Annotated in this window: 17 protein-coding genes and 7 pseudogenes; 15 read left to right on the plus strand and 9 right to left on the minus strand. The window is 68.0% G+C overall.

Translation table 11 applies throughout. The features are described from left to right. Positions 1-442: 442 nt before the first annotated feature. A pseudogene (locus tag SGFS_RS01870) lies at positions 443-586 on the plus strand (IS982 family transposase); the annotation flags it as partial. Between the two features lie 31 nt (positions 587-617). Here the strand turns inward: SGFS_RS01870 and SGFS_RS01875 are convergent. Continuing rightward, positions 618-1,584: pseudogene (locus SGFS_RS01875) on the minus strand (helix-turn-helix transcriptional regulator). Positions 1,585-1,676: 92 nt separating this feature from the next. Here SGFS_RS01875 and SGFS_RS01880 point away from each other — a divergent pair. The 5 genes and pseudogenes from SGFS_RS01880 (at position 1,677) to SGFS_RS01895 (ending at position 5,262) form a co-directional block, all read left to right on the plus strand. Then, the gene (locus SGFS_RS01880) at positions 1,677-2,042 is read left to right on the plus strand and encodes a VOC family protein (protein WP_286247078.1); all 366 of its coding nucleotides are present in this window, start codon (positions 1,677-1,679) and stop codon (positions 2,040-2,042) included. 68 nt (positions 2,043-2,110) lie between these two features. Then, positions 2,111-2,996 (plus strand): annotated as a pseudogene (locus SGFS_RS01885) (IS481 family transposase); the annotation flags it as partial. Positions 2,997-3,049: 53 nt separating this feature from the next. Further along, a pseudogene (locus tag SGFS_RS51695) lies at positions 3,050-3,400 on the plus strand (IS5 family transposase); the annotation flags it as partial. 101 nt (positions 3,401-3,501) lie between these two features. Beyond that, positions 3,502-3,924: pseudogene (locus SGFS_RS51700) on the plus strand (IS5 family transposase); the annotation flags it as partial. A gap of 225 nt (positions 3,925-4,149) precedes the next feature. Then, positions 4,150-5,262, plus strand: coding sequence for an IS110 family RNA-guided transposase (locus SGFS_RS01895; protein WP_434025977.1), 1,113 nt, complete (start codon positions 4,150-4,152; stop codon positions 5,260-5,262). A gap of 121 nt (positions 5,263-5,383) precedes the next feature. Here SGFS_RS01895 and SGFS_RS01900 read toward each other — a convergent pair whose 3' ends face one another. From SGFS_RS01900 to SGFS_RS01910, 3 genes and pseudogenes are all read right to left on the minus strand, one after another. After that, complete coding sequence (locus SGFS_RS01900; protein ID WP_286247079.1) at positions 5,384-5,647, minus strand: hypothetical protein; 264 nt, start codon at positions 5,645-5,647, stop codon at positions 5,384-5,386. A gap of 958 nt (positions 5,648-6,605) precedes the next feature. After that, positions 6,606-6,947: a hypothetical protein gene (locus SGFS_RS01905; RefSeq protein ID WP_286247080.1), complete on the minus strand. Its 342-nt coding sequence runs from the start codon at positions 6,945-6,947 to the stop codon at positions 6,606-6,608. 290 nt (positions 6,948-7,237) lie between these two features. Then, positions 7,238-7,766: pseudogene (locus tag SGFS_RS01910) on the minus strand (transposase); the annotation flags it as partial. Positions 7,767-8,222: 456 nt separating this feature from the next. Between SGFS_RS01910 and SGFS_RS01915 the strand changes: the two are divergent. From SGFS_RS01915 to SGFS_RS51710, 3 genes are all read left to right on the plus strand, one after another. After that, entirely contained in the window at positions 8,223-9,056 is an 834-nt protein-coding gene (locus tag SGFS_RS01915) for a PIG-L family deacetylase (protein ID WP_286247081.1), read from the plus strand. Between the two features lie 164 nt (positions 9,057-9,220). Then, on the plus strand, positions 9,221-9,460 hold the full coding sequence (locus SGFS_RS51705; RefSeq protein WP_434025980.1) for a DUF7638 domain-containing protein: 240 nt from the start codon (positions 9,221-9,223) through the stop codon (positions 9,458-9,460). Next, the gene (locus SGFS_RS51710; protein WP_434025983.1) at positions 9,457-9,789 is read left to right on the plus strand and encodes a DUF7639 domain-containing protein; all 333 of its coding nucleotides are present in this window, start codon (positions 9,457-9,459) and stop codon (positions 9,787-9,789) included. The genes SGFS_RS51705 and SGFS_RS51710 overlap by 4 nt, the downstream gene beginning before the upstream one ends. 537 nt (positions 9,790-10,326) lie before the next feature. Here SGFS_RS51710 and SGFS_RS01920 read toward each other — a convergent pair. The 3 genes from SGFS_RS01920 to SGFS_RS01930 form a co-directional block, all read right to left on the minus strand. Then, a complete protein-coding gene (locus SGFS_RS01920; protein ID WP_286247082.1) occupies positions 10,327-11,580 on the minus strand; it encodes a tetratricopeptide repeat protein in 1,254 nt (417 codons plus the stop codon). A gap of 312 nt (positions 11,581-11,892) precedes the next feature. Continuing rightward, a complete protein-coding gene (gene ltrA / locus SGFS_RS01925) occupies positions 11,893-13,359 on the minus strand; it encodes a group II intron reverse transcriptase/maturase (protein WP_286247083.1) in 1,467 nt (488 codons plus the stop codon). 498 nt (positions 13,360-13,857) lie between these two features. Then, positions 13,858-15,084, minus strand: coding sequence for an RNA-guided endonuclease InsQ/TnpB family protein (locus SGFS_RS01930; protein WP_286247084.1), 1,227 nt, complete (start codon positions 15,082-15,084; stop codon positions 13,858-13,860). A gap of 39 nt (positions 15,085-15,123) precedes the next feature. On the opposite strand from SGFS_RS01930, the gene SGFS_RS01935 reads away from it, so the two are divergent. The 3 genes and pseudogenes from SGFS_RS01935 to SGFS_RS01945 all read left to right on the plus strand — a co-directional run bounded on the left by SGFS_RS01935 (position 15,124) and on the right by SGFS_RS01945 (position 15,819). Beyond that, a complete protein-coding gene (locus SGFS_RS01935; protein WP_286247085.1) occupies positions 15,124-15,306 on the plus strand; it encodes an Arc family DNA-binding protein in 183 nt (60 codons plus the stop codon). Positions 15,307-15,458: 152 nt separating this feature from the next. Continuing rightward, positions 15,459-15,620 (plus strand): annotated as a pseudogene (locus SGFS_RS01940) (HNH endonuclease); the annotation flags it as partial. 70 nt (positions 15,621-15,690) lie between these two features. Continuing rightward, positions 15,691-15,819, plus strand: coding sequence for a hypothetical protein (locus SGFS_RS01945; RefSeq protein ID WP_286247086.1), 129 nt, complete (start codon positions 15,691-15,693; stop codon positions 15,817-15,819). Between the two features lie 598 nt (positions 15,820-16,417). On the opposite strand, the gene SGFS_RS01950 is transcribed toward SGFS_RS01945, so the two are convergent. Together SGFS_RS01950 and SGFS_RS01955 are read right to left on the minus strand one after the other, a co-directional pair. After that, on the minus strand, positions 16,418-16,756 hold the full coding sequence (locus SGFS_RS01950; protein WP_286247087.1) for a thioredoxin family protein: 339 nt from the start codon (positions 16,754-16,756) through the stop codon (positions 16,418-16,420). Positions 16,757-17,386: 630 nt separating this feature from the next. Continuing rightward, positions 17,387-18,526 carry a PucR family transcriptional regulator gene (locus SGFS_RS01955; protein ID WP_286247088.1) on the minus strand — a complete coding sequence of 380 codons (1,140 nt, stop codon included), beginning with the start codon at positions 18,524-18,526 and terminating at the stop codon, positions 17,387-17,389. An 86-nt stretch (positions 18,527-18,612) separates the two neighbouring features. Here SGFS_RS01955 and SGFS_RS01960 point away from each other — a divergent pair, with 86 nt between their 5' ends. The 3 genes from SGFS_RS01960 to SGFS_RS01970 all read left to right on the plus strand — a co-directional run bounded on the left by SGFS_RS01960 (position 18,613) and on the right by SGFS_RS01970 (position 21,858). Further along, positions 18,613-19,668: a ferredoxin reductase gene (locus SGFS_RS01960; RefSeq protein WP_286247090.1), complete on the plus strand. Its 1,056-nt coding sequence runs from the start codon at positions 18,613-18,615 to the stop codon at positions 19,666-19,668. 7 nt (positions 19,669-19,675) lie between these two features. Further along, complete coding sequence (locus tag SGFS_RS01965; protein ID WP_286247092.1) at positions 19,676-20,794, plus strand: fatty acid desaturase family protein; 1,119 nt, start codon at positions 19,676-19,678, stop codon at positions 20,792-20,794. A 443-nt stretch (positions 20,795-21,237) separates the two neighbouring features. Continuing rightward, positions 21,238-21,858: an SMI1/KNR4 family protein gene (locus SGFS_RS01970; RefSeq protein WP_286247093.1), complete on the plus strand. Its 621-nt coding sequence runs from the start codon at positions 21,238-21,240 to the stop codon at positions 21,856-21,858. The last annotated feature ends 22 nt before the right edge of the window (positions 21,859-21,880 follow it).

Genomic DNA, 21,880 nt, shown 5'->3' on the forward strand with positions numbered 1-21,880 from the left:
CCAGCAGGCGACACGCACCACAAGCTCTTACGCATCGGCCCATCAACTCGGTGCGTTCCGCAGGCGTGCCACGGCATGGTTGCGTCCGGCTTCGACCTCTTCATGGCGCCGGGCGGCGGCCAACCAGGAGCGGATTCGCATCGATCGTGATCCGGACCATGCTCGGGCCAGCGACCCCGCCAAGGTCTCGACGGGCGCTCTTTGCACTGATCAGCGATGCGCTGCGGCGTGGAATCACCAGCCACACCGCCCCAAGGCGGCACCGACTCAACCGTCGTCCGATGCACAGTCGAGAGTGGGAGGCAGGCCCCATCCGCCTCCCACTTCAACAGCGGCCGCCCCTGGGGGTGACGGCATGACGGCTGGCGCATACCCGGTGATCCGCTGCGGCGCCGAAAACCCCGCCGAGACCGACGGCCGCTGCGGCTCTGAGGGCGTTCAGACCCTCAAGGCTCAGCTGGACCTCGGACGCCACGGCGGCCGCACCCCTGACGGGGTAGCCGTCCGCGTCCTGCAACGACTCCTCGTTCTGACCGCCGCGATCCGGCACAACCACCACGCCCACCAACCAGTCGTCCGGTCACTGACCTTGGAATTAATCATCCAGGTGTTGCGGGTCAGGACGTTGGTGACGGCGCATAGTGGTGGGCAAGATTGGTGGCGAGGTCGCTGAGGTGAGCCCTGGCTTCGGTGGGGCCGTGCACAGTGATGGCGTTCCCGAACGGCAGTAGTGCTCGCACGTCCTCCAGATGCAGGAAGCGGATCGTTACCTTGTGGCCGGTGGCGGATTCTTCATGGTCGTCCCGGACGAGTCGTAGGCCAAAGATCCGTTGCGCTCGCTCGATCTGGGTCTGGTCGATGGTGGCGCTGACCTCTATCGCGTGGTTGTGTTCCCACTGATCAATGAGCGCGGCAGCGACGGTGGCCAGGGTCTGGCTCTCGCGGATCCGTCGTGGCTGGTCGACTTCTTTCCACGTCGTGATCCGTTCGAGTCGGTACATCCGTGGCACTCGGGCACAGTCGGCGACGAGGTACCAAGATGCCGGCCTTGGCGAACAGCCCGTAGGGATCCACGACCAGGTCGCGTGGGCATGACTCGCGTGGGCTGTCGTACTCGATCCGTAGCCGGCGACCTCGCCGCACTGCGCCGATCAGCGAAGCCGGAGTCGTACCGGAAGCTCGTGCCTGACGCCAGGGACGGCTGTCCACGTGCACTACGTCGGTGAGCGGCAGGAGCTCATGAACTCGACGCGGCTGTGTAGCGACGATCTTGGAAAGCGCGCTCCGGCTTTCGGCCGATGCGTTGAGCTCCGCACGTTGCTTCTCATCCAGCCCGGTGAGCGACAGATGATCACGCTCGCCCGGTGTGAGTCGCGTGAGGTCGAGCCCGGACCCGGGCAGCATGGTCACGCCTCCGAGGCGGCCCCGGTGTGCGGTCACCGGCAGACCGGCGTCGCGGAGCCAGTTCAGGTCTCGGGTGATGGTTCGAAGGGACACCCCGAGCGCTGAGGCAAGTTCCTGTGTGGTCACGGCATCCCTCGATTCGAGGAGCAGCATCAGGGTGAAGAAGCGATCTGGGGTCACACACCAATTTTTTCAGGAATTGCGACACGATGCGGCGCATATCCCGGTCAGGCTGGTGGATGCGTACCTACGACCTCTGAGAAGGAACAACCATGACCACATCCGTCGTGTCCATCGTCTACGTGAACGACGCTCCCGCCGCAGCTCGTTTCTACGGCGACCTCCTCGGCATGAGCCCCTCGTTCGAGACTTCGGGATACATCACCTTCGACCTCGGGCCGGGCGCTGACCTCGGTGTGTGGTCTGGCCAGTTCGAGGATCTGTCACCGGACGTCCCGCGCACCAGTGAGGTGTGCCTGGCCATCGACGGTGGACCCGACGAGCTCAACGCAATCTTTGAGCAGTGGAAGTCCAAGGGGGTCACGATCCTGCGCGAGCCTCATGATGCGGGGTTCGGGCTGACCTTCCTCGCAGCCGATCCTGACGGGAACCGTATCCGCGTCGCACCGCGGGACTGAAAGGCCGCACTGCGGCAGGGCGCGCACGACAGGTGTCGCGCCTGCCGTCGTCCGACTTCGAGAGGATCAAGTGGGTAAATCACTGGCGGCTACACGGTGATGCGGGATTGCAAGACCGGCCGTCGAGTCCGCACCGGAGTCCGAACGCGACTCCAGCATGGGTCATCGAGCAGATCGAGTCCTGGCGCCGCGAGCACAAGTGGTCCGCGCAACGGGTCACTGACGAACTTGTGAGTATCGGTTTTGTGATCAACCGGCGAACTGTCAGCCGACACCTGACCCGGCTCGGCCTCGGCGAGCGCCGCTTCATCGACCCAGGCGGTGAGAACAACCGGAAGCCGGGGAAGATCACCCGCCCGCTGGCCCGGACACATCGTGCACCTGGATGTGAAGAAGGTCGGCCGGATCCCTGATGGCGGCGGGTGGCGGATCCACGGCCGGGACAGCGAACAGGCCAAGGTCGCCAGTCGGGCGAAGTCGGCCGGGGCGAAGCGTGGCTACGTCCAACTGCACTCCGTCGTCGATGGTTTCTCACGGCTCGCCTACACAGAACCGCTGGGCGATGAGAAGGGCGCGACGGCTGCTGCTTTCCTCGCCCGGGCGAAGGTCTGGTTCGCCGCCCACGGCATCAACCACATCCACCGGGTCGTCACCGACAATGGCGCTTGCTACCGCTCCGGCGAGTTCGCCCGCATCATCGGGCAAGGCACCCGGCATCAGAGAACCAAGCCATACACACCTCGGCACAACGGGAAGGTGGAGCGCTACCAGCGCATCATGGCCGAGGAAGTCCTCTACGCCCGCGAGTTCACCAGCGAGGACGCCCGGTCAGCCGCGATCGCAGTGTGGAACATCCACTACAACTACCACCGGCCGCATAGTGCTGCCGCCGGAAAGCCGCCAGCAGCACGCCTCCGCGAGAGCGTCACCAACGTCGAGCCCTCATACATCTAGGAGCTGTCCGGCCGATCATGTGACTGTCGGCTGGTCGGATCGTTGTCCTGTGCATGGGGCGGGGTCAACGCGGTGATCTGTCAGACGGGGAGTGGGAACGGCTGCGGCCGTTTCTGCCAGTGAGCAATGGTCGGTGCGGGCGGTGGCGTGATCATCGGCAGGTGATCAACGGGATTCTGCACCGGGTGCGGACCGGGGTGCACTGGCGCGATCTGCCGGAGCGGTTCGGGCCGTGGAAGACGGTTTACGAGCGGCATCGGCTCTGGTCTGCGGACGGCACCTGGGAGCGTCTGCTGCAACAGGTCCAGGCCGCAGCCGATGCAGCCGGCGAAATCGACTGGGACATTCTGTGGACTCCACCATCGTTCGCGCACACCAGCACGCGGCCGGTGCCCGCACTGACCCGCCGCCGGCCCTCGCTGCCTCAAAGGGGGACGAGACCCTGGAACATCAGGACGAAACTCCGTGGCAGAGCCTCGTCGGCCGGCTGGTGGAGGTGGTGCGGGAGGCGAAGGCCTGGGTCGTTCGCGCGGCGGCTTCACCAGCAAGATCCACCTGAGCGCGGACGGCCGATGCCGCCCGCTGTCCCTGATCGTCACACCGGGGCAGCGGGCCGACTGCACCCAGTTCGTGCCGGTGCTGGAGAATATCCGGGTCCCCCGCTGCGGACGGGGCAGACCCCGCAAGAAGCCGGACAGCGTCGCGGCCGACAAGGCCTACAGCAACGGTCCTTGCCGTAAGTACCTGCGGCGACGCGGCATCCGGCACACGATCCCGGAGAAGGCCGACAGCCAGACCGCCCGCCTGCGCAAGGGATCACGAGGCGGACGGCCACCGGGGTTCGACGAGGACCGGTAAAAACCGCAACACCGTCGAACGGGCTATCAACAAGCTGAAGAACTCCCGGGCCGTCGCGACGCGCTATGACTGTGAGGATGAGCAGGTGCCGCTCCGGGTAGTGGTCTGACCCGCGCTATGACTGGCCTCGTGCCTTGAGTTTGATCTGTCGGTCACTGCCTGGGGCGGGTACTGACTGCCGCCGGGCAGGGGACGTGTCCCGATAGGGGCCTTCGCGACAGGCACCGTCACAGTCTTGACCGCCCCCGCCCGGCGACGGCTACCGGTTCCCGAGGTGATCAGGAGACAGGCGACCTTGCCCAGTATCACAAAGCCCACTGCCCCGCGTCCTGTCGCAGCAGATGCACAGGAGGACATCCTGCTCGGCGTGGACACCCACAAGGACATCCACGCAGCAGCCGTAATTACCGTGCTGGGCACCGCGCTGGACGGCCGCAGTTTCCCGGCGACGGCCGAGGGATACCGCCAACTTCTCGCATGGGCCAGATCTTTTGGCAGGCTGCGGCGGGCCGGTGTCGAGTGCACAGGCTCCTACGGAGCCGCCCTGGCCCGTCACCTTCGTGCCGAGGGCATCGAGGTGACCGAGGTCAACCAGCCGGACAAGGCAGCCCGACGCCGCCACGGCAAGACCGACGCCGTCGACGCCGAGGCGGCCGCCCGCGCCGTGCTCTCCGGACGCGCCACAGCCGCGGCGAAGACCAGTGACGGCCCGGTGGAGATGCTGCGACTGTTCAAGCTCGCGAAGGGGTCTGCGATCAAGTCGAGGACGCAGGCCATCAACCAGCTCAAGAGCGTTCTGGTCTCGGCTGACGCTGCGTTGCGTGAGTCGATGGCCGGGCTGAGTAACCCGCACCTGTTCAAGCGGTGCGCCGAACTGGACGACCTGGGGAGCTCCGGGCCGGCCAGGGCAGCCCGCCATATCTTGAGGCTGCTGGCCCGCCGCATCCAACATCTGACCGTGGAGATCGACGATCTCAACAATCGAATAGCCGAGGCGGTCCAAGTGAGCACACCGGGACTGTTGGATGTGCGCGGTGTCGGACCAGACAGTGCTGCGGCCTTGCTCATCTCTGCCGGCGACAACCCCGAGCGCCTCGTCAGCGAGGCATCCTTTGCCGCACTCTGCGGCAGCAGTCCGGTCGAAGCGTCATCAGGCAAGACCCAGCGGCGCAGACTGAACCGCGGCGGCGACCGACAAGCCAACGCTGCCCTCTACCGGATAGTCCTCAGCCGTCTGCGCTGGGAGGACCGTTCCCGGGACTACCTGCGCCGACGTCTGGCCGAGGGCAAAACCCGCCGCGAGATCATCCGCTGTCTCAAACGCTACGTCGCACGAGAGATCTACCGGCTCATCCTCCCCGCGAACCCAGCAGCTGACTGCGGAAGTAACCCCGCAGCCTCTGCTTGACATCCATAGGAGCCTCTGCTTGACATCCATAGGGGCATCAAGCGCGGCTACGTCTTCCTCGGCACCGTCACCGCGGCCTCGCTCGTCATCTGGCTGCGGTCCTGGAGAGCAGTGAGTCCCGTCACCATCCCACATCGGCAGGGCGCTGATGCCCGCATGGCACGAGGCTGCCGTTCTTGTCGACGACCTCAGCGTCGTTGGCCGAGTTCACCCACACTGTGATGCCCTGAGCATGGACAACGACGTTGAACGGTGACTCCTCGGGATCCAACTCCGTCACGACAGTGAACCCCTCGCCGGGGCGCATCCAGTGATCGGTTCCCCAGGGCTCCACCCAGAGGCAGAGCATGCTCTCGGTTTCGTTGCTCACGCTGGTCTTCGACACACCAGAACCCTAACGAGCAGCATGATCGGCCGGACAGCTCCTAGGCGTACCGGCGCACCGGAGGGGTCAGCGGAAGCGTCACCACGCGGTGCGCCAGTGCTCTGGAGGAGCTGTCCGCCGAGCAAGGGCTGATTGCCCGGCGGACGCTGACGTCCCCGGCAGCGGCAGTGTCCCGGCAGCTCACCGCTCAGTCCACCGACCTCATCTACACGAACCCCGACCTCGCCTCGCTGCTGGCTGTTCAAGGCGTACCGCGACAACCACACCTCCGGGGCCGTCGAAAGCCTGTGGGAGGGCCGCGGCAGCCCTCCCGCAGCACCACCGTTTGTACGGGCACACGAACGAGGTGAACGCGGTGGCCTTCAGCCGCAACGGCCGCGCCCCCTCAGCCCCAACGGCCGCGCCCTCGCCACCGGCGGCAGAGGCAGGACAGCCCGCCTCTGTGACCCGGCCACGGGCAAACCCCGCACCCCCTCACCGGGCCTCGGACCACATGGCTTCACCGGCGTTCAGTCCCGACGGCCGCGCCCTCGCGACCACCACCGAGGAGCGCGAAACTGGGGGCACCCTCGGCGGCACGAGATCGGCCAGCGCACTGCCACTGCCGCGCACGGCCGACGACGTATGCCAAGAGCCGACCATGACCGCGGCCTTGTGAAAAAGCCGGCGAGATGAGGGCTGACCCGGCCCACTGACAACCGCACCCTCGACGAACGGCTCGAGGCCGCCCGCTCCAACCTCCGCTTCCAGGACCGGCGCATCGCCGACCTCGAAGCCCGCCTCACCGAAGAGTGACTACGGCGTGATTTTGGCCGCCTGGCTGACTCCGTCGCCCAGCCATGACTTCACGGAACGAGCCATGCCACGGGCCTGACCGGATGGTCTCGAAGTCACAGCCGCCAGACGCGCGACTTCGCCGGAGGAAGGGGCATCCGGTGGCTACGTGGAAGCGAGAGAGTCAGGTAAGTCGCCGTCCCGTCTTCGCCGACTGCCGGTTGTGTCCCTTCGTGTCCCACCACTCTTCCAGGTGGGCACGAACGAGGTGCACAAGCTGCCGCAGTCGGTCGGGGGGAGGCGCGGGCGAGGTGAGCACATCCACCCAGGACTTGTCGTCCCACGGCAGAGCGACCACCCAACGCTCATCCGGGTGGCCTTGGCGCCCCACAGTCAACCAATACGTCAACGTCACGCTGCGGTCCGGATGGTGCTCGACCGACATCTTGACGACGTCGAAACGGAATCCGTCAGCAGCGACGTACGAGCGGCTCAGGGCCTGCTCGGCCGGCGTCTGTTCCTCCAACAGGGAGCCCCCCACCCTTGCATCTGGCCTGCCCCCAACACGGCGTCCAGCGGGCAGCAGCGCTAGCGACGGCCGGCTGATCGACCTTGTAGGCAGTCAGGAGGTCGTTGGTCCCGGCCGGGGTACCGGTGATGGTGCGGAACTTCTCCACCCGCAGGCACTGTTTGAGGTAAGTAGAGTAACCGCAGCGGCCATTGAGGTCCCCGCAAAAGGATGGCAGCGTCCATCTTCCGGTCCATCGTGCTGTTCCAACCGTGCCGCGCCTCAATGTGCTTCCAGCCCCGCATGCGCCAGGACTCCAGGGTGGCCCCCTCGCGTTCGGGCAGAACCGCGACGCGTCTACCGGTTTCGGCATCCGCGATGATCGTGGCATAGCGGTGGCGGCCGGCGCAGGGCGAAATCGTCCACGCCGATCACCCGCGGACCGCCTGCTGCGGCAGCGGCAGGCGTCGCAGATGGCGCAGCGCGGTACTGCGGGAAACGGGCACGGCCAGCAAGGCCTGCGAGGCGTGCGGCCGCCCGGCGCACAACTCCCGCGCCACCTGGGAGATCTGCCAGGCAAGCCGCACCGTGCGGCGCTGATGGCGCTCCAGCAGTCCGGGAATCTGCTCGCGGAAGGTCTGCCGTCGGCAGCCCAGGCCGGACAGACCAGCCGCCGTACACGCAGATGACTATGACCTGGCGGCCGTCGACCGGCACGTCCGTCACTGACCGGCGGTGACTCGGCGGTGGTCACAACACCGCCGCATCCCGAGTGCGAGCCGTGACCACTACCGAGTCACCGCTGTCCACCACGTCCTCGACGAGCAGCGCCGACAGACCGGAAAACGCCGTCCCATAAGGATGATATTCACGACAAGACCATGATCAAGGACAGCAACTCGGCGTCACCACCGACTACGGGCCAGACCCGCTCGTGTGACAGACCCGCGTCACACGCACGGGAGGTCGCGGACCTTCCGTCAGGAGTCGTGATCCGCGCGTCGGCCTGCCGCGGCCCGGGCAGGTGCAGCGTGCCGACGCTCTCTCGAAGGCCAAGGCCCAGAGGTGTTCCGGTGTGCGGCGGGAACAGCCGGTCCTGCCGACACTGTTGCACCGGCCAGGAGGACCGGCGCCGCGCAGGCAGGGAACACAGTGACCAACAGGCCGTCCCGACGTGATCCGGAGCCCCCGGGTCCGCGGTACGCCCGGTCATCCGACATCAGATATTGAGGGGCGACCGCTCACACCGCGGCGCGGACTCGGACCGAGGCCTTTCACATAGGAGGATGTTTCATGAATGACTGGCCCTTGACGCTCATGGCGGTACACGCCCACCCCGACGATGAGGCCACTGGAACAGGAGGTGTCCTCGCCCGGTACGCGGCGGAGGGCATTCGCACGGTCCTCGTGACGTGTACCGATGGCGGTTGCGGTGATGGACCGGGGGGTGTCAAGCCGGGCGATCCCGGGCACGATCCGGCGGCCGTCGCCTTGATGCGGCGTGAAGAACTCGAGGCAAGTTGCGAAGTCCTGAAGATCAGTCATCTGGAGATGCTGGACTACGCCGACTCCGGGATGATGGGCTGGCCGACCAATGACGCCCCCGGCTCCTTCTGGCAGACGCCCGTGGAGGAGGGCGCTGCCCGACTCGCGGAACTCTTGCGGCGCTACCAGCCCGATGTGGTCGTCACCTACGACGAGAACGGCTTCTACGGCCACCCCGACCACATCCAGGCCAACCGCATCACGATGGCGGCGCTGGCGATGACCGCGCTGACACCGAAGGTGTACTGGACGACGGCGCCCCGCTCGATGATGCAGCGGTTCGGGGAGGTCATGCGCGAGTTCGGTGCGGACGGGCAGGAGCCGGATCCCGCTGAGGCCGCCGCGATCGCCGAGATCGGACTCCCCGACGAGGAGATCACCACCTGGGTGGACACCACCGCGTTCGGCGGCCAGAAGTTCGACGCGCTGGCCGCGCACGCCAGCCAGGGCGAGAACATCTTCTTCCTCAGGATGGGCAAGGAGAGGTTCACCGAGTTGATGGGCGTCGAGACCTTCGTACGTGTCCAGGACACCACCGGCGCGGCCGTGCCCGAGAGCGACCTCTTCGCCGGGCTGCGCTGATCCGCCCGGCCGCCGGGGGTCAGAGAGCTCATGGTCCGTACGGCTCGATCGAGTGTGCTCGCACACCCGGAGGCCCGTTCACGTGGGTTCCGCTCCGGCGGCCCCTGATCATCAGGGTGGGAGCGACGGCTGGGGTGTTGCCGTAGTAGTGCGCGCCCCAGCCTGTGTGCAGGGCCAGGTGCGGGCCATGCCGGGCGGCCCGTACATCGGCCATTCTGACCGACCTCTTCATCTATGCCGACAGACTCATCGACTGCTGGGGCCTGGTCACCGTCGAGGAGTTCGAGGAGAACTGCTCGTCGCCGAAATCCGCGACACCATCGACCAGCTCAACGGGCGCCCCGACTCGACGGGTCGCTGCCTGGCCGCCGTCGACACCTTCCTCGCCGATCGGACAGAGGTGAACCGGGCCGCAGCCCGCTTGGCGTTCCTGACCGTCCCGGCCTCCCAGCGCCGATACGCGCTGGGCGACATGGACAGTAAGGACGGGCCGTTGCGGGTACTGGTGGCAGGGCCCGGAGGCCAGACCTACCTGCCATCGACCCGCCGGTCGCACAAGAGGCCTACGACAGGGCCCTCGCGTACTTCGAGGAGCGGGCCCACTGGAGGGCCGATCGCAAGCCCACGTCTCAGCGGACGGGCCGGCAGTTCCGCACGCTCCCGCCATCCACCTCTACCGCTCCTGTCCGAACAAGCCGGTGCCCGACCCCGGCCAACTCGGCCTGCGCAATGACTACCCCGCCCCGATCACCATAGGAATGGTCAGCTACCCCTCGGTCGCCCACGCACCATAGGAATAGTCAGTTACCCCTCGGTCGTCCACGCCTACTGGGCCCTGTCGGTCGCTCAGCCAGAGGTCGGCGTCGCGACGGCGGACACCGCTGCCGCAGCACGCAAGATCGCGGCCGAGGCACCGCGCCGCGAAGGCTGGGAACAGGACCGCACCGCCGTTATGGCCAGGCCTGCTGCGCGCCAAATACGATCAGCATCCCGAGCTGGCAGAGATCCTGGTGGCGACGGACGACGCCACGGTGATCTACGACGACGTGGACTCGGCCTTCTGAGGTGACAACGCCGGCCGAAGCCGCAACCGGACCGGCCGTCTCCTCGAACTTGTCCGCTCCGAACTGCATGTACGACGAACCACGATTTCCAGGCTGTAGGCGGAGGTCCGTGTTCGCCCGCTGTCGGCGCCGTGGGCGCTGTGCCCGTCGACGACCGCTCTCCAGGTGACGGGACGCTACCCGGCGGGCCCGGACCGGGCAGGGCCTCAGAACGGGGGATCGTCGTGCCAGGGGCCGTCCGACAGCTCGGGCGGCCGGGGGGTGCGCTGCTGGAGGACGGCCAGGGCGTCCTCGACGCGGCCGAGGTCGATGAGGTAGCCGGCCAAGTCATGGCTGTTCGTGGAGGCGTGCCGTTCGAGGACGGCTACGGCCTCCTCGGTGCGTCCGGCGCTCGCGAGCAGCGCGGCGATGTGCGGCGCCGCGTACGAGGTGGCGCCCTCGGGGTGGGAGCGGGCCTGTGCGATCGCTTCGTCGACGCCGTCGCGGGCGGCGATCAGCGGCAGCCGTATCCAGTACAGGTCCCAGTCCTCCTCGCCCCCGCGGGCGGCGGCGAGGGCGTCGAGGTGTCCCAGGCCGTCCTCGGGGCGGCCCTGGTCGAGGCAAAGGTCGGACAGAGTATGGAGGATCCAGTCGTCACCGTTGCGGGCGTCGGCCTGGACACGCATCACGTCGATCGCTTCGTTCCCCCGGTTGTGCCGGGCCAGGAGCTGCGCGAGCTCGAAAGCCGCGTTGGGGTCGTGGGCCACGGGTCCGTCGGCCTGCCGGTATGCCGCGATCGCCCCTTCCACGTCGCCGCGCTCCTCCAGCAACCTCGCGAGCCGTTGTACCGCGTACCTCGAGTCGTCAGTCGCCGCAGTTGCCCGAAGCTCGTCGAGCCGGCCGTGCCGTGCCAGCAGCGCGGCCAGTTGCTCACGGTTGTTGAGCAGCGTGGTGCTGCCGCTGCGCAGCAGGGCGATCGCCTCGTCGGTGCGGCCCTGGCGCTCGCGGATCGTGGCGAGGAGCCCGATCGCCGTGTCGCGATCGAGGCCTCGGCAGCACCACGGGAAGTCGGAACACCGGTGTTCGGTCCGGGCGGCGAGCAGCGCGGCGGCTTCCTCGTCGCGGTCGGCGGCGGCCGCGACGTCGACCAGTACCACGCCGAGGGATGGCTCGCCGATGTGCGGGCGCAGCAGGGTGAACGCCTCCTCGGCGCGGCCGTGCCGGGCGAGTAGACGCGTGTAGGACTCCAGCGCCATCGGGTGTCCGGCCTCCATGCGGACCCGGGTGATCTCGATCGCCTCGTCGACCCGGCCCCAGCCCTCCAGCAGCTCGGCCGCGGTGACAACGGCCGTCCACCAGCCAGTTGCCAGGTACGGGGCGAGCACCTCCATTGCGTCGGCCTGTCGGCCCTGCTCACCCAGCAACCGCGCCCACGCCAGCGCGCAGAACCACTCCCCGCGTCCGGCCTGCAGCTCCACCACGTCGACGTGGCCGCGTTCGAGCAGCCGTGAGACCAGCTCCGGCGGGATGCGGTCGGACCGCGTCCGGGCCCGGTAGTCAAGATCATTGACATCCTCGCCGCCCTGAAGGACGGCGATTCCCGCCTACCGCGCCGTTGAGGGCTGCGGTGTCGGGTGGGTTCCTGCTTCGCCGCGCTGTGCCGGGACGAGTCCCGGTCTGTTGAGTCGGCACGGAGCGCGGTGCCGGTGTTGCCACCGGTCCGTTTCTCCGTGCCGCTCGCCGAACCCGGCGTGCGTGTCTCCACGCACCGGGCTCTCCACGGTCTCTGCCGTTCAGGCGTGGTTGAGGAGCGCCCAGGGGTCGGGGATCGTGTCGCCTCGGTAGCGGTAACGGGAGACCGTCACCACTTGGAGGCTGAACAGCTCGATCCCGTCCGCCGACAGGGGCTTCCACCGGCCGTTGTGGTCGGTGAAGCGTCGGCGGACGTCCTTCCACCTCCAGCGATGCAGCACGATCCACCAGCTGATCACCCGGTGCCAGACGAATCTGGCGAGGGATTTCAGGGTGACTTTCGCGACCGCGTGCTTGAAGTAGTTGGCCCACCCGCGCATGATCTGGTTGAGCCTGATCAGCACGTCCCTGGGATTCATCTGCGACGTTCTGCTCGTGAGGGCACGGATCTTGTCCTTCAGCTGCCGGATGGGCCGGTCAGCGATGAAGGTGTAGACGTACCACTTGTCCGTTCCTCGCTTGCGGCGCCACTGGATGTGGAACCCCAGGAAGTCGAACCCGTCCGACATGTGCACCACCTGCGTCTTGGCCTCGGAGAGGCGAAGCCCGAGCGGTCGCAGCACGTCGGCGATGTCCTCGCGCAACGCTTCGGCATCACAGCGTTCACCGGCGGTCAGAACGACGAAATCGTCCGCGTAGCGGACGATGCGCCAGTTCGGACGCCCGGCGGCACGGCGACGCCTGCGCTGGTAGGGGGTAGCCATCTCCCCGCCCGGCTCCCACGGCCTGGTCAGGTGCTCATCGAGCGCCGACAAGGCGATGTTCGCCAGGAGCGGGGAGAGGATGCCTCCCTGCGGGGTGCCGGTGTAGGTGTCCTCGCGGTTGTTGTCCTCGGTGAGGACGCCGGCCTTGAGGAACGCCTTGACCAGCCGCAGCACGCGCTTGTCCTTGACCCGTGCTCGCACCCGGTCCATGAGGGCCGTGTGGTCGATCGAGTCGAAGCACGCCTCGATGTCCGCGTCCAGGACCCAGCGGTAGCCGTGGGTGCCGTAGAAGTGGATCTCGGCGATCGCGTCGTGTGCCCGCCGCAGGGGCCGGAAGCCGTAGGAGACCGGCTTGAAGTCGGCCTCGAAGATCGGTTCCAGCACCAGCTTCAGGGCGGCCTGGACCACCCGGTCGGTCACGGTGGGGATGCCGAGCTTGCGCACCTTCCCGCTCCCGCCGGGCTTGGGGATCTTGCGCTCACGTACCGGCAGCGGGCGGAACTCACCCGATTTAAGTACGTGGCGAAGGTCCTCCAGGAACCCGTAAGGACCAATCTCCTGCTCGACGTTGACGACTGTCAGGCCGTCAACTCCGGGCGTTTTGGCCCCTTTGTTGCCTGCGACCCGTTCGAACGCCACAAGCAGCGTCGCCGGGTCGCATACGAGGTTGAACAGATCGTCGAACCTGCGGCCTTCATCGGCCGTCGCCCAACGGTGAAGTTTGGCCTGCATCCCCGATACCCGCTGGTGAGACCCCATGGGGACCTCCGGTGCGTCGCTGTTCAGCGGCGCGTCTTTCGGCATTGCAGCCTCCTTCCCTTCTCGATTCCGCTGCCGCCCTTCCCCATGTGCCGGGCTTTCCCCGGCTCGGAGTACTACGGCGGCTCCGCCCCGTCCCGGCCCGATCGGCCGACGGTGGGCCCAGCCTCGAACACCGCTGGACGCGTTGTCCGAGGTCAGGACCGGGACGGTTCCCGTGTTCACTCGCTGTTCGATCGACGGAGGAGGAGTCCGGCTATACCCCCGCGGCGTCGCCACGGCTACCCCGCAGCACTTCACCGTGGCCTCCCCAAGCAACAGTCCGGTGCCACTTGGGAAGTTCCCCACCCCAGGTACAAGGCAGGGACGTACCGCTTCCAGCCCATATCCACCAGGTTGGAGCTGGTGTGGAGTCAGGGGGCGTCAGCGCCGGTTCCTCGCGTACTCCTTTCCGTCTTGCTTGCCGGACCCGCACCATCTGGCAGTGCTGGCACGTCCCGGCTTTGTCAGGGCCGCTTGCCACCCTCCCCGGCACCTCCCGGGTCAGGCTGCCCTCAGCTTCAGCCGTCCTGCTGCGACAGGACGACGGTGGTGGTCTTGCACCTCCACTCGAACAACGTGCGCTTCACGGCGCACTACCTGCGCTCCACAGGCTGACACGGCCAGTCCGGCCGCCTTGGCGACGTTGACCGCCGCGTTGATGTCCCGGTCCAAGACCGCCCCGCACTCCCCGCAGGTCCACACACGGACATGCAGGGGCTTGGGGCCGTCCTTGACGCCGCACTGCGAGCACACCTGGGAGGTCGGCTCGAACCGGCCGATCTTCACGAAGGTGCGCCCGTACCGGGCGGCTTTGTACTCCAGCATCGTCACGAACGCCGACCATCCGGCGTCGTGGACGGACTTGGCCAGGCGCGTGCGCGCGAGTCCCTTCACCGCCAGGTCCTCCACCGCGACCGCTTGGTTCTCGCGGATCAGCTTCGTGGAGAGCTGGTGGTGGAACTCGCGGCGCGCGTCGGCGACCCGCGCATGTGCGCGGGCGACCTTCAGCCGGGCCTTGTTCCGGTTGCTGGACCCCTTCTCCTTGCGGGACAGGTCCCGCTGCGCCTTCTTCAGGCGCTTCTCGGCCCGGCGCAGGAAGCGCGGGCTGTCGACCTTCGTCCCGTCGGAGAGGACCGCGAAGTGCCCGAGGCCGAGGTCGATGCCCAGCTCGGGCGTGACCTCGGGAAGGACTTCCTCCGGGCCGGTCTCGACGACGAAGCTCGCGAAGTACCTGCCCGCGCTGTCCTTGACCACCGTCACCGTGGACGGCACGGAGGGCAGCGTGCGCGACCACTTCACCTTGAGGTCGCCGATCTTCGGCAGGCGCAGCTTCCCGCCGGTTGTGATCGACCAGCGGGCGTTCGCGGTGAAGCGGACCGTCTGCCGGGTGTCCCGCTTCGACTTGTACCGGGGCGCGCCCATGCGCGGGCGCTTGCCCTTCAGCCCGTCGAAGAAGTTCTTGTACGCGGCGTCCAGGTCCCGCAGGGACTGCTGGAGGACGACCGCCGACACCTCGGCGAGCCAGGCCCGTTCCGGGGTGTTCTTCGCCTCGGTGATGAGCTGCTTCGACAGGTCGCCGGTCTTCGGGAACGGCATGCCTTCGCTGCGGGCGGTCTCCCGAGCCCTGAGGGCGTCGTTGTAGACCACCCGCGCGCACCCGAACGCCCTCGCCAACGCCGCGCGCTGACCGGCGCTCAGGTACAGGCGGAAGCTGTACCTGAGCTGCATGGTCCACATCATACCGGATCATGGCGCTAGAGTGGCGCCATGATCCGTTTCTCTCTCCGCATCCCGGACGACCTGCACGCATGGCTCGTGGAACAGGGCAGGCGCGAACACCGGTCCCTGAACTCCGAAGTCGTGCACCTGCTTGAGGCTGCGCGCGCCGCCGCGACCGCCGGGGTGGACAGCGCAGATCCGTGCACACAGTCGAGGTCAGAGCAGGCTTGAGATTCGCTTCACCCCCGCCCTGAAGGGCGGAGCACTGCGAATGAATCCGGTAGCGTCCACGGCCACGCACCATAGCGCTCGCCGCTGACACCTTGCCGACACCGCCGACGGTTTCGAATACAGCACGGTTGGAATGGCGCTCCCTGCCCGTCGGGGCGTCGGCGTGGACGGCCGCCCGGTGCGAGGCGTACGCCAACGATCAGGGAAGGCCGACCTCGCTGATCGCGGGCTCGGTCAGCTCCAACCGCTCCAAGAGCGACGAGGACCCCGCGGACTGGCTGCCCGTCGAAGCCTTCCGCTGCGAGTACGCGGCCCGGAGGGCCCAGCCCGCGAGCTGAGCTCCCGGAGGTAGTCAGTGCGAACTCCAGCCGGTTCCTGAGGTGGGTGACCTTCGGTTTCACGGCGGACTGCGCCGTGGGAGGCACGATGATCGCCCTGCCGGTCTCCGCGCCGGTCGGACTGGCTCTGCTCGCAGTTGCGGCTCCCACCATCACGATCCGGATCCGCCGGTGAATCCCGGATGGCCGCAGTCCTCGGACTGCGGCCATCCGCGCCGCTCCCCTACCCGCCCAGGCGCGGAGCGCGCGCCAACGCCTGACGATCCCCGGAGCGCGGCGGGGCCTCGGTCGTGCCCGCGTCAGTACGGCGGCCGTGTCTCCAGAGTCACTCGGCCGGCCGATGGTCCGGGTGGAAGGCATGCACTGTGACGTGGGCGTTGTCGGAGCCGATGCTGAGCACTCCCGTGCCCTGGCCCGATCTGCGGCCGGGCTGGGCCGCGGAGCCGAAGTTGTCGAAAGGGTTCTGTGTTGTCCGTTGTCCATCGCGAGCTCGGCCTCTCCGCCCCGGCCAAGGCGCCTGCATGGGGCAGGGTTGGACTGCCAGGGGGCGTTGTCCGTCGAGGCTGGCACCGTGGTGCTGCGCTCATGCCGGGCAGGGACATGGGGCCGGCCTTGCCCGAGATCGTGGCCGCAGCCGAGCGGCTGCCGGACGCGACGGCGATCGACTGCGTTATGTGACCTGTGGGGGTGTCTCAGCCCCAAGGTGTCTCAGGCGGCGCAGCTCCCATGGACGAGACGTGACGGGCGTCGCGGCCACGTTCCGCAGCGGCCGCTCAGAGGTGGCCGTCCAGGAACTTCCGTACCTCGGCGATGGTCATAGGCCCCGTGCCGTGCGCCACCGCCTCTCCCTCCTTCAGCAGCACGTAGGACGGGGCTCCGGTGATCCCGTATCGCTCGGTTGCGGCCGGACAACGCGTGATGTCGGCGCGGACGGCCGTCAGGCGGCCCGTGTAGTCGTCGGCGATGCCACCCACGACGAGGTCCATCACCCGGCAGGGCTCGATTGCCTTGGGCCATGTCCCGGTGAAGTATGCGAGGACCGGAACTCCGCTCATCCCGAGGATGAAATTGAACTCCGCGTCCTCACGGGGTCGGTGAACCCGCTTCGTCATGGAAGCTCCTGATCTCGCGTTCCGTCATTCCATCCCCCATCATCCCTCGCGCGGTGTGCCAGGCCGGCCGGGTCGGTCGTCCGGTTGACCTGTCGGAAGGGAGGCACGGGGCCGTCGCAGAACCACGGTGGTCCCCGGCGCGAGCGGCCCAGCCCCCCGCCCTTGGTGACCCGGCCTGGCCGCCCCGCCGGTCACCCAGGTGCAGCCCGCCGCGCGCCCGTGGGTCAGCTCGTGCCAGGACAGCACCCTCCACGACGACTTGAATGCCGTTTCCCAGGGCGTAGCGGCCCAGATCACCGACCAGATGCTCGATGAGCGCGTCGACGAGCGGGCCGGGCGCATCGTCCACCGGATCCAGTCGAGCCGTAGGCGAGCCGTAGTTGAGCCATATCCGTCACCGCGCTTCTCAGAGACAGCGCCCCCGACGGGGTCCCGAGGCCTTGTCCGGTCTTCACATCAACCCCGGTCTCAGCTGGCCAATACCGCTCTTCCCCGAGCCGCATGAGCCAGCTGATGGCACCGAGAACGAGGCCCGCTTCCTGGACCGCTCGCGGACGCGGACGCGGACGCGGACGCGGTCGCGGACGCGGTCCCGGACGCGGTCCCGGACGCGGTCGCTCGACGTACGCGTCAGCCGGCCCGAAGACCGACCGCCAGCGTCAGTTCAAGGACCCGGTGTGGCGATGCGAGATCCGGAAACAGCTCCCGCAGCTGCGACATCCGGTACCGGACCGTCTGGGGATGGACGAACAACGCCGCCGCCACCTCGTCCCGCCTGCCCTGGTGCAGCAGCCACTCCCGCAACGTCTCCTCCAGCCGCCGTGCCGTCGCGACAGGCAGGGTCCGCAACGGTGCGAGGGCTCGGGCACGCAGGTCTGCGAACGCCTCCACGTCGGCGCTCAGCACCAGCTCGGGCAAGTGGTCCTCGGTGTCGCGGATATCAGAGGAGAGGGAGCGGGCGCGTACGGCTCGTGCGTACGAGGCGGACGCTCGAGTCCATGGCCGGGCCGGACCGACCACGGCGATGCGGTCGGTCAGCTGCCGCAAGAGACGTGACCGGTCGGCATCGGGGACGAGCAGCACACCGGTGGCGTCCGGCAGATCGTCGAGGACGAGGGTGCTCGGGTCGAGCGCGCGGTAGGCAGGCCGGGCCTGGGCGGCGGGCAGCAGGACCGCGGTCAGTGAAACCGGAGGCTGCCACCCGGCCCGTTGAACAGAGGCCAACAGCACGTCCGGGTTCGCGTCGGCGAGGAGGTCGCGGGCCAGGTGTTCCAGGTGGCGCTCGTGGTCCCTGCCCCGGGCGGCAAGTTCGTCGGCGTGGCCCGCGGCGCTCGCGGCGGAGAGCTCGTCGATGTAGGCGAAGGTCAGCTCGGCGAACTTGGCGACCTCGGCGGCGGGCAGACCTGCGGGTACGGCACCCGCTGCCAGGCATCGCCAGGCCACCCGGGCGCCGACGCGGTAGGCGCTGAGCAGAGCGTCCATCGAACGGCCGTCGCGGACCTCGCCGCGGCCCAGCTCGTAGGCTGCGTCACCGGCGTCGCCGCCTGTGGCGTTCCCGCTCGCGAGGTCCAGATAGTGCCCCAGGGCGGTGCGGACAGCTCGGCGGATGGTGCCGCCCATGCGGCCCGAAAGGGCGTTGGCGTAGGGAGGGACCTCGTCGATGATCGCCTGGACGACCTCGTCGGCGGTGCTCTTCAGCGCGGCCCGAAGTGCGGTGACCGTCGTCTCATCCAGGGCCAGTTCGCTGGCCCTCCGGATTGCATGCCCCATGTTTTGTTCCCTGCGAACAATTCAGCCGACCAGATTCACGTCCTGCGGTCAGGACTTTACGCCCTGAGGCGCAGCAAGCTGAAGTCATGACGAGTGCAGCCCTCCGCAGCAGGGCGTGGAAACTGCTGGAGATGGTCACGACGCCGCTGCTGCCGTCGGACTACCTCGACCTGGTCAGCCCGCTGCGTGCGGGCGCTGACCTGCGTGGGCGCATCGAGGCCGTGCACCCCGAGACGGGGGACGCCGCGACCATCGTGATCAGGCCGGGGCGGGGCTGGCGCGGCCACACGGCCGGTCAGTACGTGCGGATCGGGGTCGACGTAGACGGGGTGCGCCTGTGGCGTGCCTACTCCCTCACCTCGCCGACGAACCGCCAGGACGGCCGCGTCACGATCACCGTGAAGGCGATCCCGGACGGCAAGGTCAGCAACCACCTGGTCCGCAGGGCGAAACCGGGCACGCTGATCCAGCTCGACCAGGCGACCGGTGACTTCGTGCTGCCGCAGGCCAAGCCCGCCAAAGTGCTCTACCTGACGGCCGGCAGCGGCATCACGCCCGTGATGGGCATGCTGCGCGACACCGAGTTCGACGACGTGGTCATGGTCCACTGCGCGCCACAACCGCAAGACGTGATCTTCCGCAACGAACTGCACGACCTGGTCGCGGCCAAGAAGCTGCGGCTCACCGAGGTGCACACCGACACAGACGGCATGCTCGACATCGCCCGTCTCGACGAACTCGTGCCCGACTGGGCCGAGCGCGAGACCTGGGCCTGCGGGCCCGCGGGCCTGCTCGACGCCGCCGAAGAGCACTGGACCGAGCACGGCGTGCGAGAGCGCCTGCACACCGAACGCTTCCGCCCCAGCATCGTCGTCGCCGGCGACGGCGGCGAGGTCACGTTCAGCGCCACCGGCAAGACCGTCGACGCGGACGGCGCCACGCCGTTGCTGGACGTCGGCGAGGAAGCCGGCGTGCTCATGCCCTCCGGGTGCCGCATGGGCATCTGCTTCGGCTGCATCACGCCGCTCAAGGCGGGCGCCGTCCGCGACCTGCGCACCGGCGAGATCACCGAGGCCGAGCCGGGCGTCCTCATCCAGACCTGTGTGTCCGCCGCGGCGGGCCCCTGCGACATCGAACGGTAGGAGCACCTTGACCGCCATCGACCCCACCGCCCACCTGACCGCGGAGCAGATCGAGGAGCTTGGCCGCGAGCTGGACGCGATCCGCGACGAGGTGATCGCCAGCCGCGGCGAGAAGGACGCCGCCTACATCCGCAAGGTCATCTCGGCGCAGCGCAAGCTCGAGCTGGTCAGCCGCGGCGTGCTGCTGTTCTCGATCTTCCCGCCCGCGTGGCTCATCGGCACCGCCGGTCTGTCCGTGGCGAAGATCATGGACAACATGGAGATCGGCCACAACGTCCTGCACGGCCAGTGGGACTGGATGCGAGACCCGAAGATTCACTCCACCACCTGGGAGTGGGATCACGTCTCGCCGTCCGAGCAGTGGAAGCACTCGCACAACGAGCTGCACCACACGTACACCAACGTGATCGGCAAGGACAACGACCTCGGCTACGGCATCATGCGCGTCGACGAGGACCAGAAGTGGCACCCGTTCCACCTCGGCCAGCCGCTGTGGAACTTCATCAACGCCTGCTTCTTCGAGTACGGCATCGCAGCGTACGACCTGGAGCTCGGCAAGAACCTGCGCAAGCGCCGCCGCAACAACCCGGAGTTCCGCGCGCGGGCCAAGGCCGTGGGCCGCAAGATCCGCAAGCAGGTGCTCAAGGACTACGTGATCCACCCGCTGCTGTCGGGCCCGTCGTTCCTCACCACGCTCGCCGCCACGTTCACCGCGAACCTGGTCCGCAACATCTGGTCCCACTCGGTGATCATGTGCGGGCACTTCCCCGAAGGCGTGCAGGTCTTCGAGCGCCGGTCGATCAAGGGCGAGACGCGCGGCCAGTGGTACCTGCGCCAGATGATGGGCTCGGCGAACATCAGCGGCAGCAGGGCCATGCACTTCATGACCGGCAACCTGTCGCACCAGATCGAGCACCACCTGTTCCCGGACCTGCCGAGCAACCGGTACGCCGAGGTCGCGGTGAAGGTGCGCGCGCTGTTCGAAAAGTACGAGCTGGAGTACGTCACCGGGCCGCTGCCCAAGCAGGTGTTCTCCGCGTGGCGCAAGGTCTTCCGGCTCTCGCTGCCGAACAAGAAGCCCAAGGTCAAGACGCCGGACCGCGAGCAGGAGCTCGTCGCGGCCTGATTCCCGGTATTGGTTCTGATCTTTCGGCCGTACCGGCGGCACCGCCGGGTTCGGTGAGATCCGTTGCGGACGGTGGGCGGCCCCGCGCCATCAGACCGTACGACACGGGACCCGGGCAGCCCGGTGTCCGGCTGCGCTGCCCGGACGTGCGCCAGGAGCTCAGCACACAGGCCCCGGCGAGGTGTTGCAGTGCGCTGACCTGCTGTGGTCGGGCCGGTAGTCGGGGGCGTACGCGCACTCGGTTTGCCGACGGGCGGGCTGGGTGGAAGGCATGGGCTGTGACGTGGACACTGCCGGAACCGATGCTCGCCGCCCCTGTGTCCGACCCTGCGCTGCTGCCGGAGTGGGCGGGTGAGCCGAAGTGGGACGGTTCTCCAGACATCCGGAGATGTCTCATTCGGGCGGCCGGTAGAGTGACGGCGGACTAGAGAAGAGATCCTCCGATGGACTCCCGTATATCGCGCATACGCTCCAAGCTGGCGAAGGTCCCGTACCAGGTGCAGCGCAGCCACTCGATGGGCGCCGAGCGTCACGCGTTTCGCGTTGGCCCGCGCATCAGTTCCGCGCAGGCGGACGCCTTCGAGGGCGAACACCGTATCGAATTGCCGTCGGCCTACCGAAAGTTCCTTGTCGAACTTGGGGGCAGCGGTGCCGGCCCCTTCTACGGTCTGCTTCCGCTGGAGGAGTGCAGGCTGTACACCATGGACCGGCAGCCGCCGGACGGCACCCCGCGGGGATTCCATCACGTGAACCACCCGGACGCGCTGCAAGGAGACCTGTTCCTCCACATCATCGAGATGGGCTGCACCGACCTGTGCCTCATCGGCGTGACCGGCCCCCTCACCGGCCGCATGCTCACCGGTAACGCGGACGGCTTCTGGCCCCCGAACGTCTCCTCGGCCCAGGACTTCCTCTCCTGGTACGAACGCTGGCTGGATCACATGCGGGACGGCAAGGACAACGACGCTCTGGGGCTCACCTCCCCGGCGACCGTCGCAAGCGCCCCCTGGGGCCCCCGGGCCAGGGCCCGGAAAACTCCGTGGTCGCAAACCGCAGAGTGTTGAGACGACGGGACTCGCAACCGAG

Origin of the sequence: Streptomyces graminofaciens (genome assembly GCF_030294945.1) — a bacterium.
Classification (GTDB): Bacteria; Actinomycetota; Actinomycetes; order Streptomycetales; family Streptomycetaceae; genus Streptomyces; species Streptomyces graminofaciens.

Coding starts and splice junctions, on each gene's coding strand:
- SGFS_RS01880 (WP_286247078.1), top strand. CDS start 1,677: ATGACCACATCCGTCGTGTCCATCGTCTACGTGAACGACGCTCCCGCC.
- SGFS_RS01915 (WP_286247081.1), top strand. CDS start 8,223: ATGAATGACTGGCCCTTGACGCTCATGGCGGTACACGCCCACCCCGAC.
- ltrA (WP_286247083.1), bottom strand. CDS start 13,359: ATGCCGAAAGACGCGCCGCTGAACAGCGACGCACCGGAGGTCCCCATG.
- SGFS_RS01930 (WP_286247084.1), bottom strand. CDS start 15,084: ATGCAGCTCAGGTACAGCTTCCGCCTGTACCTGAGCGCCGGTCAGCGC.
- SGFS_RS01935 (WP_286247085.1), top strand. CDS start 15,124: ATGATCCGTTTCTCTCTCCGCATCCCGGACGACCTGCACGCATGGCTC.
- SGFS_RS01950 (WP_286247087.1), bottom strand. CDS start 16,756: ATGACGAAGCGGGTTCACCGACCCCGTGAGGACGCGGAGTTCAATTTC.
- SGFS_RS01955 (WP_286247088.1), bottom strand. CDS start 18,526: ATGGGGCATGCAATCCGGAGGGCCAGCGAACTGGCCCTGGATGAGACG.
- SGFS_RS01960 (WP_286247090.1), top strand. CDS start 18,613: ATGACGAGTGCAGCCCTCCGCAGCAGGGCGTGGAAACTGCTGGAGATG.
- SGFS_RS01970 (WP_286247093.1), top strand. CDS start 21,238: ATGGACTCCCGTATATCGCGCATACGCTCCAAGCTGGCGAAGGTCCCG.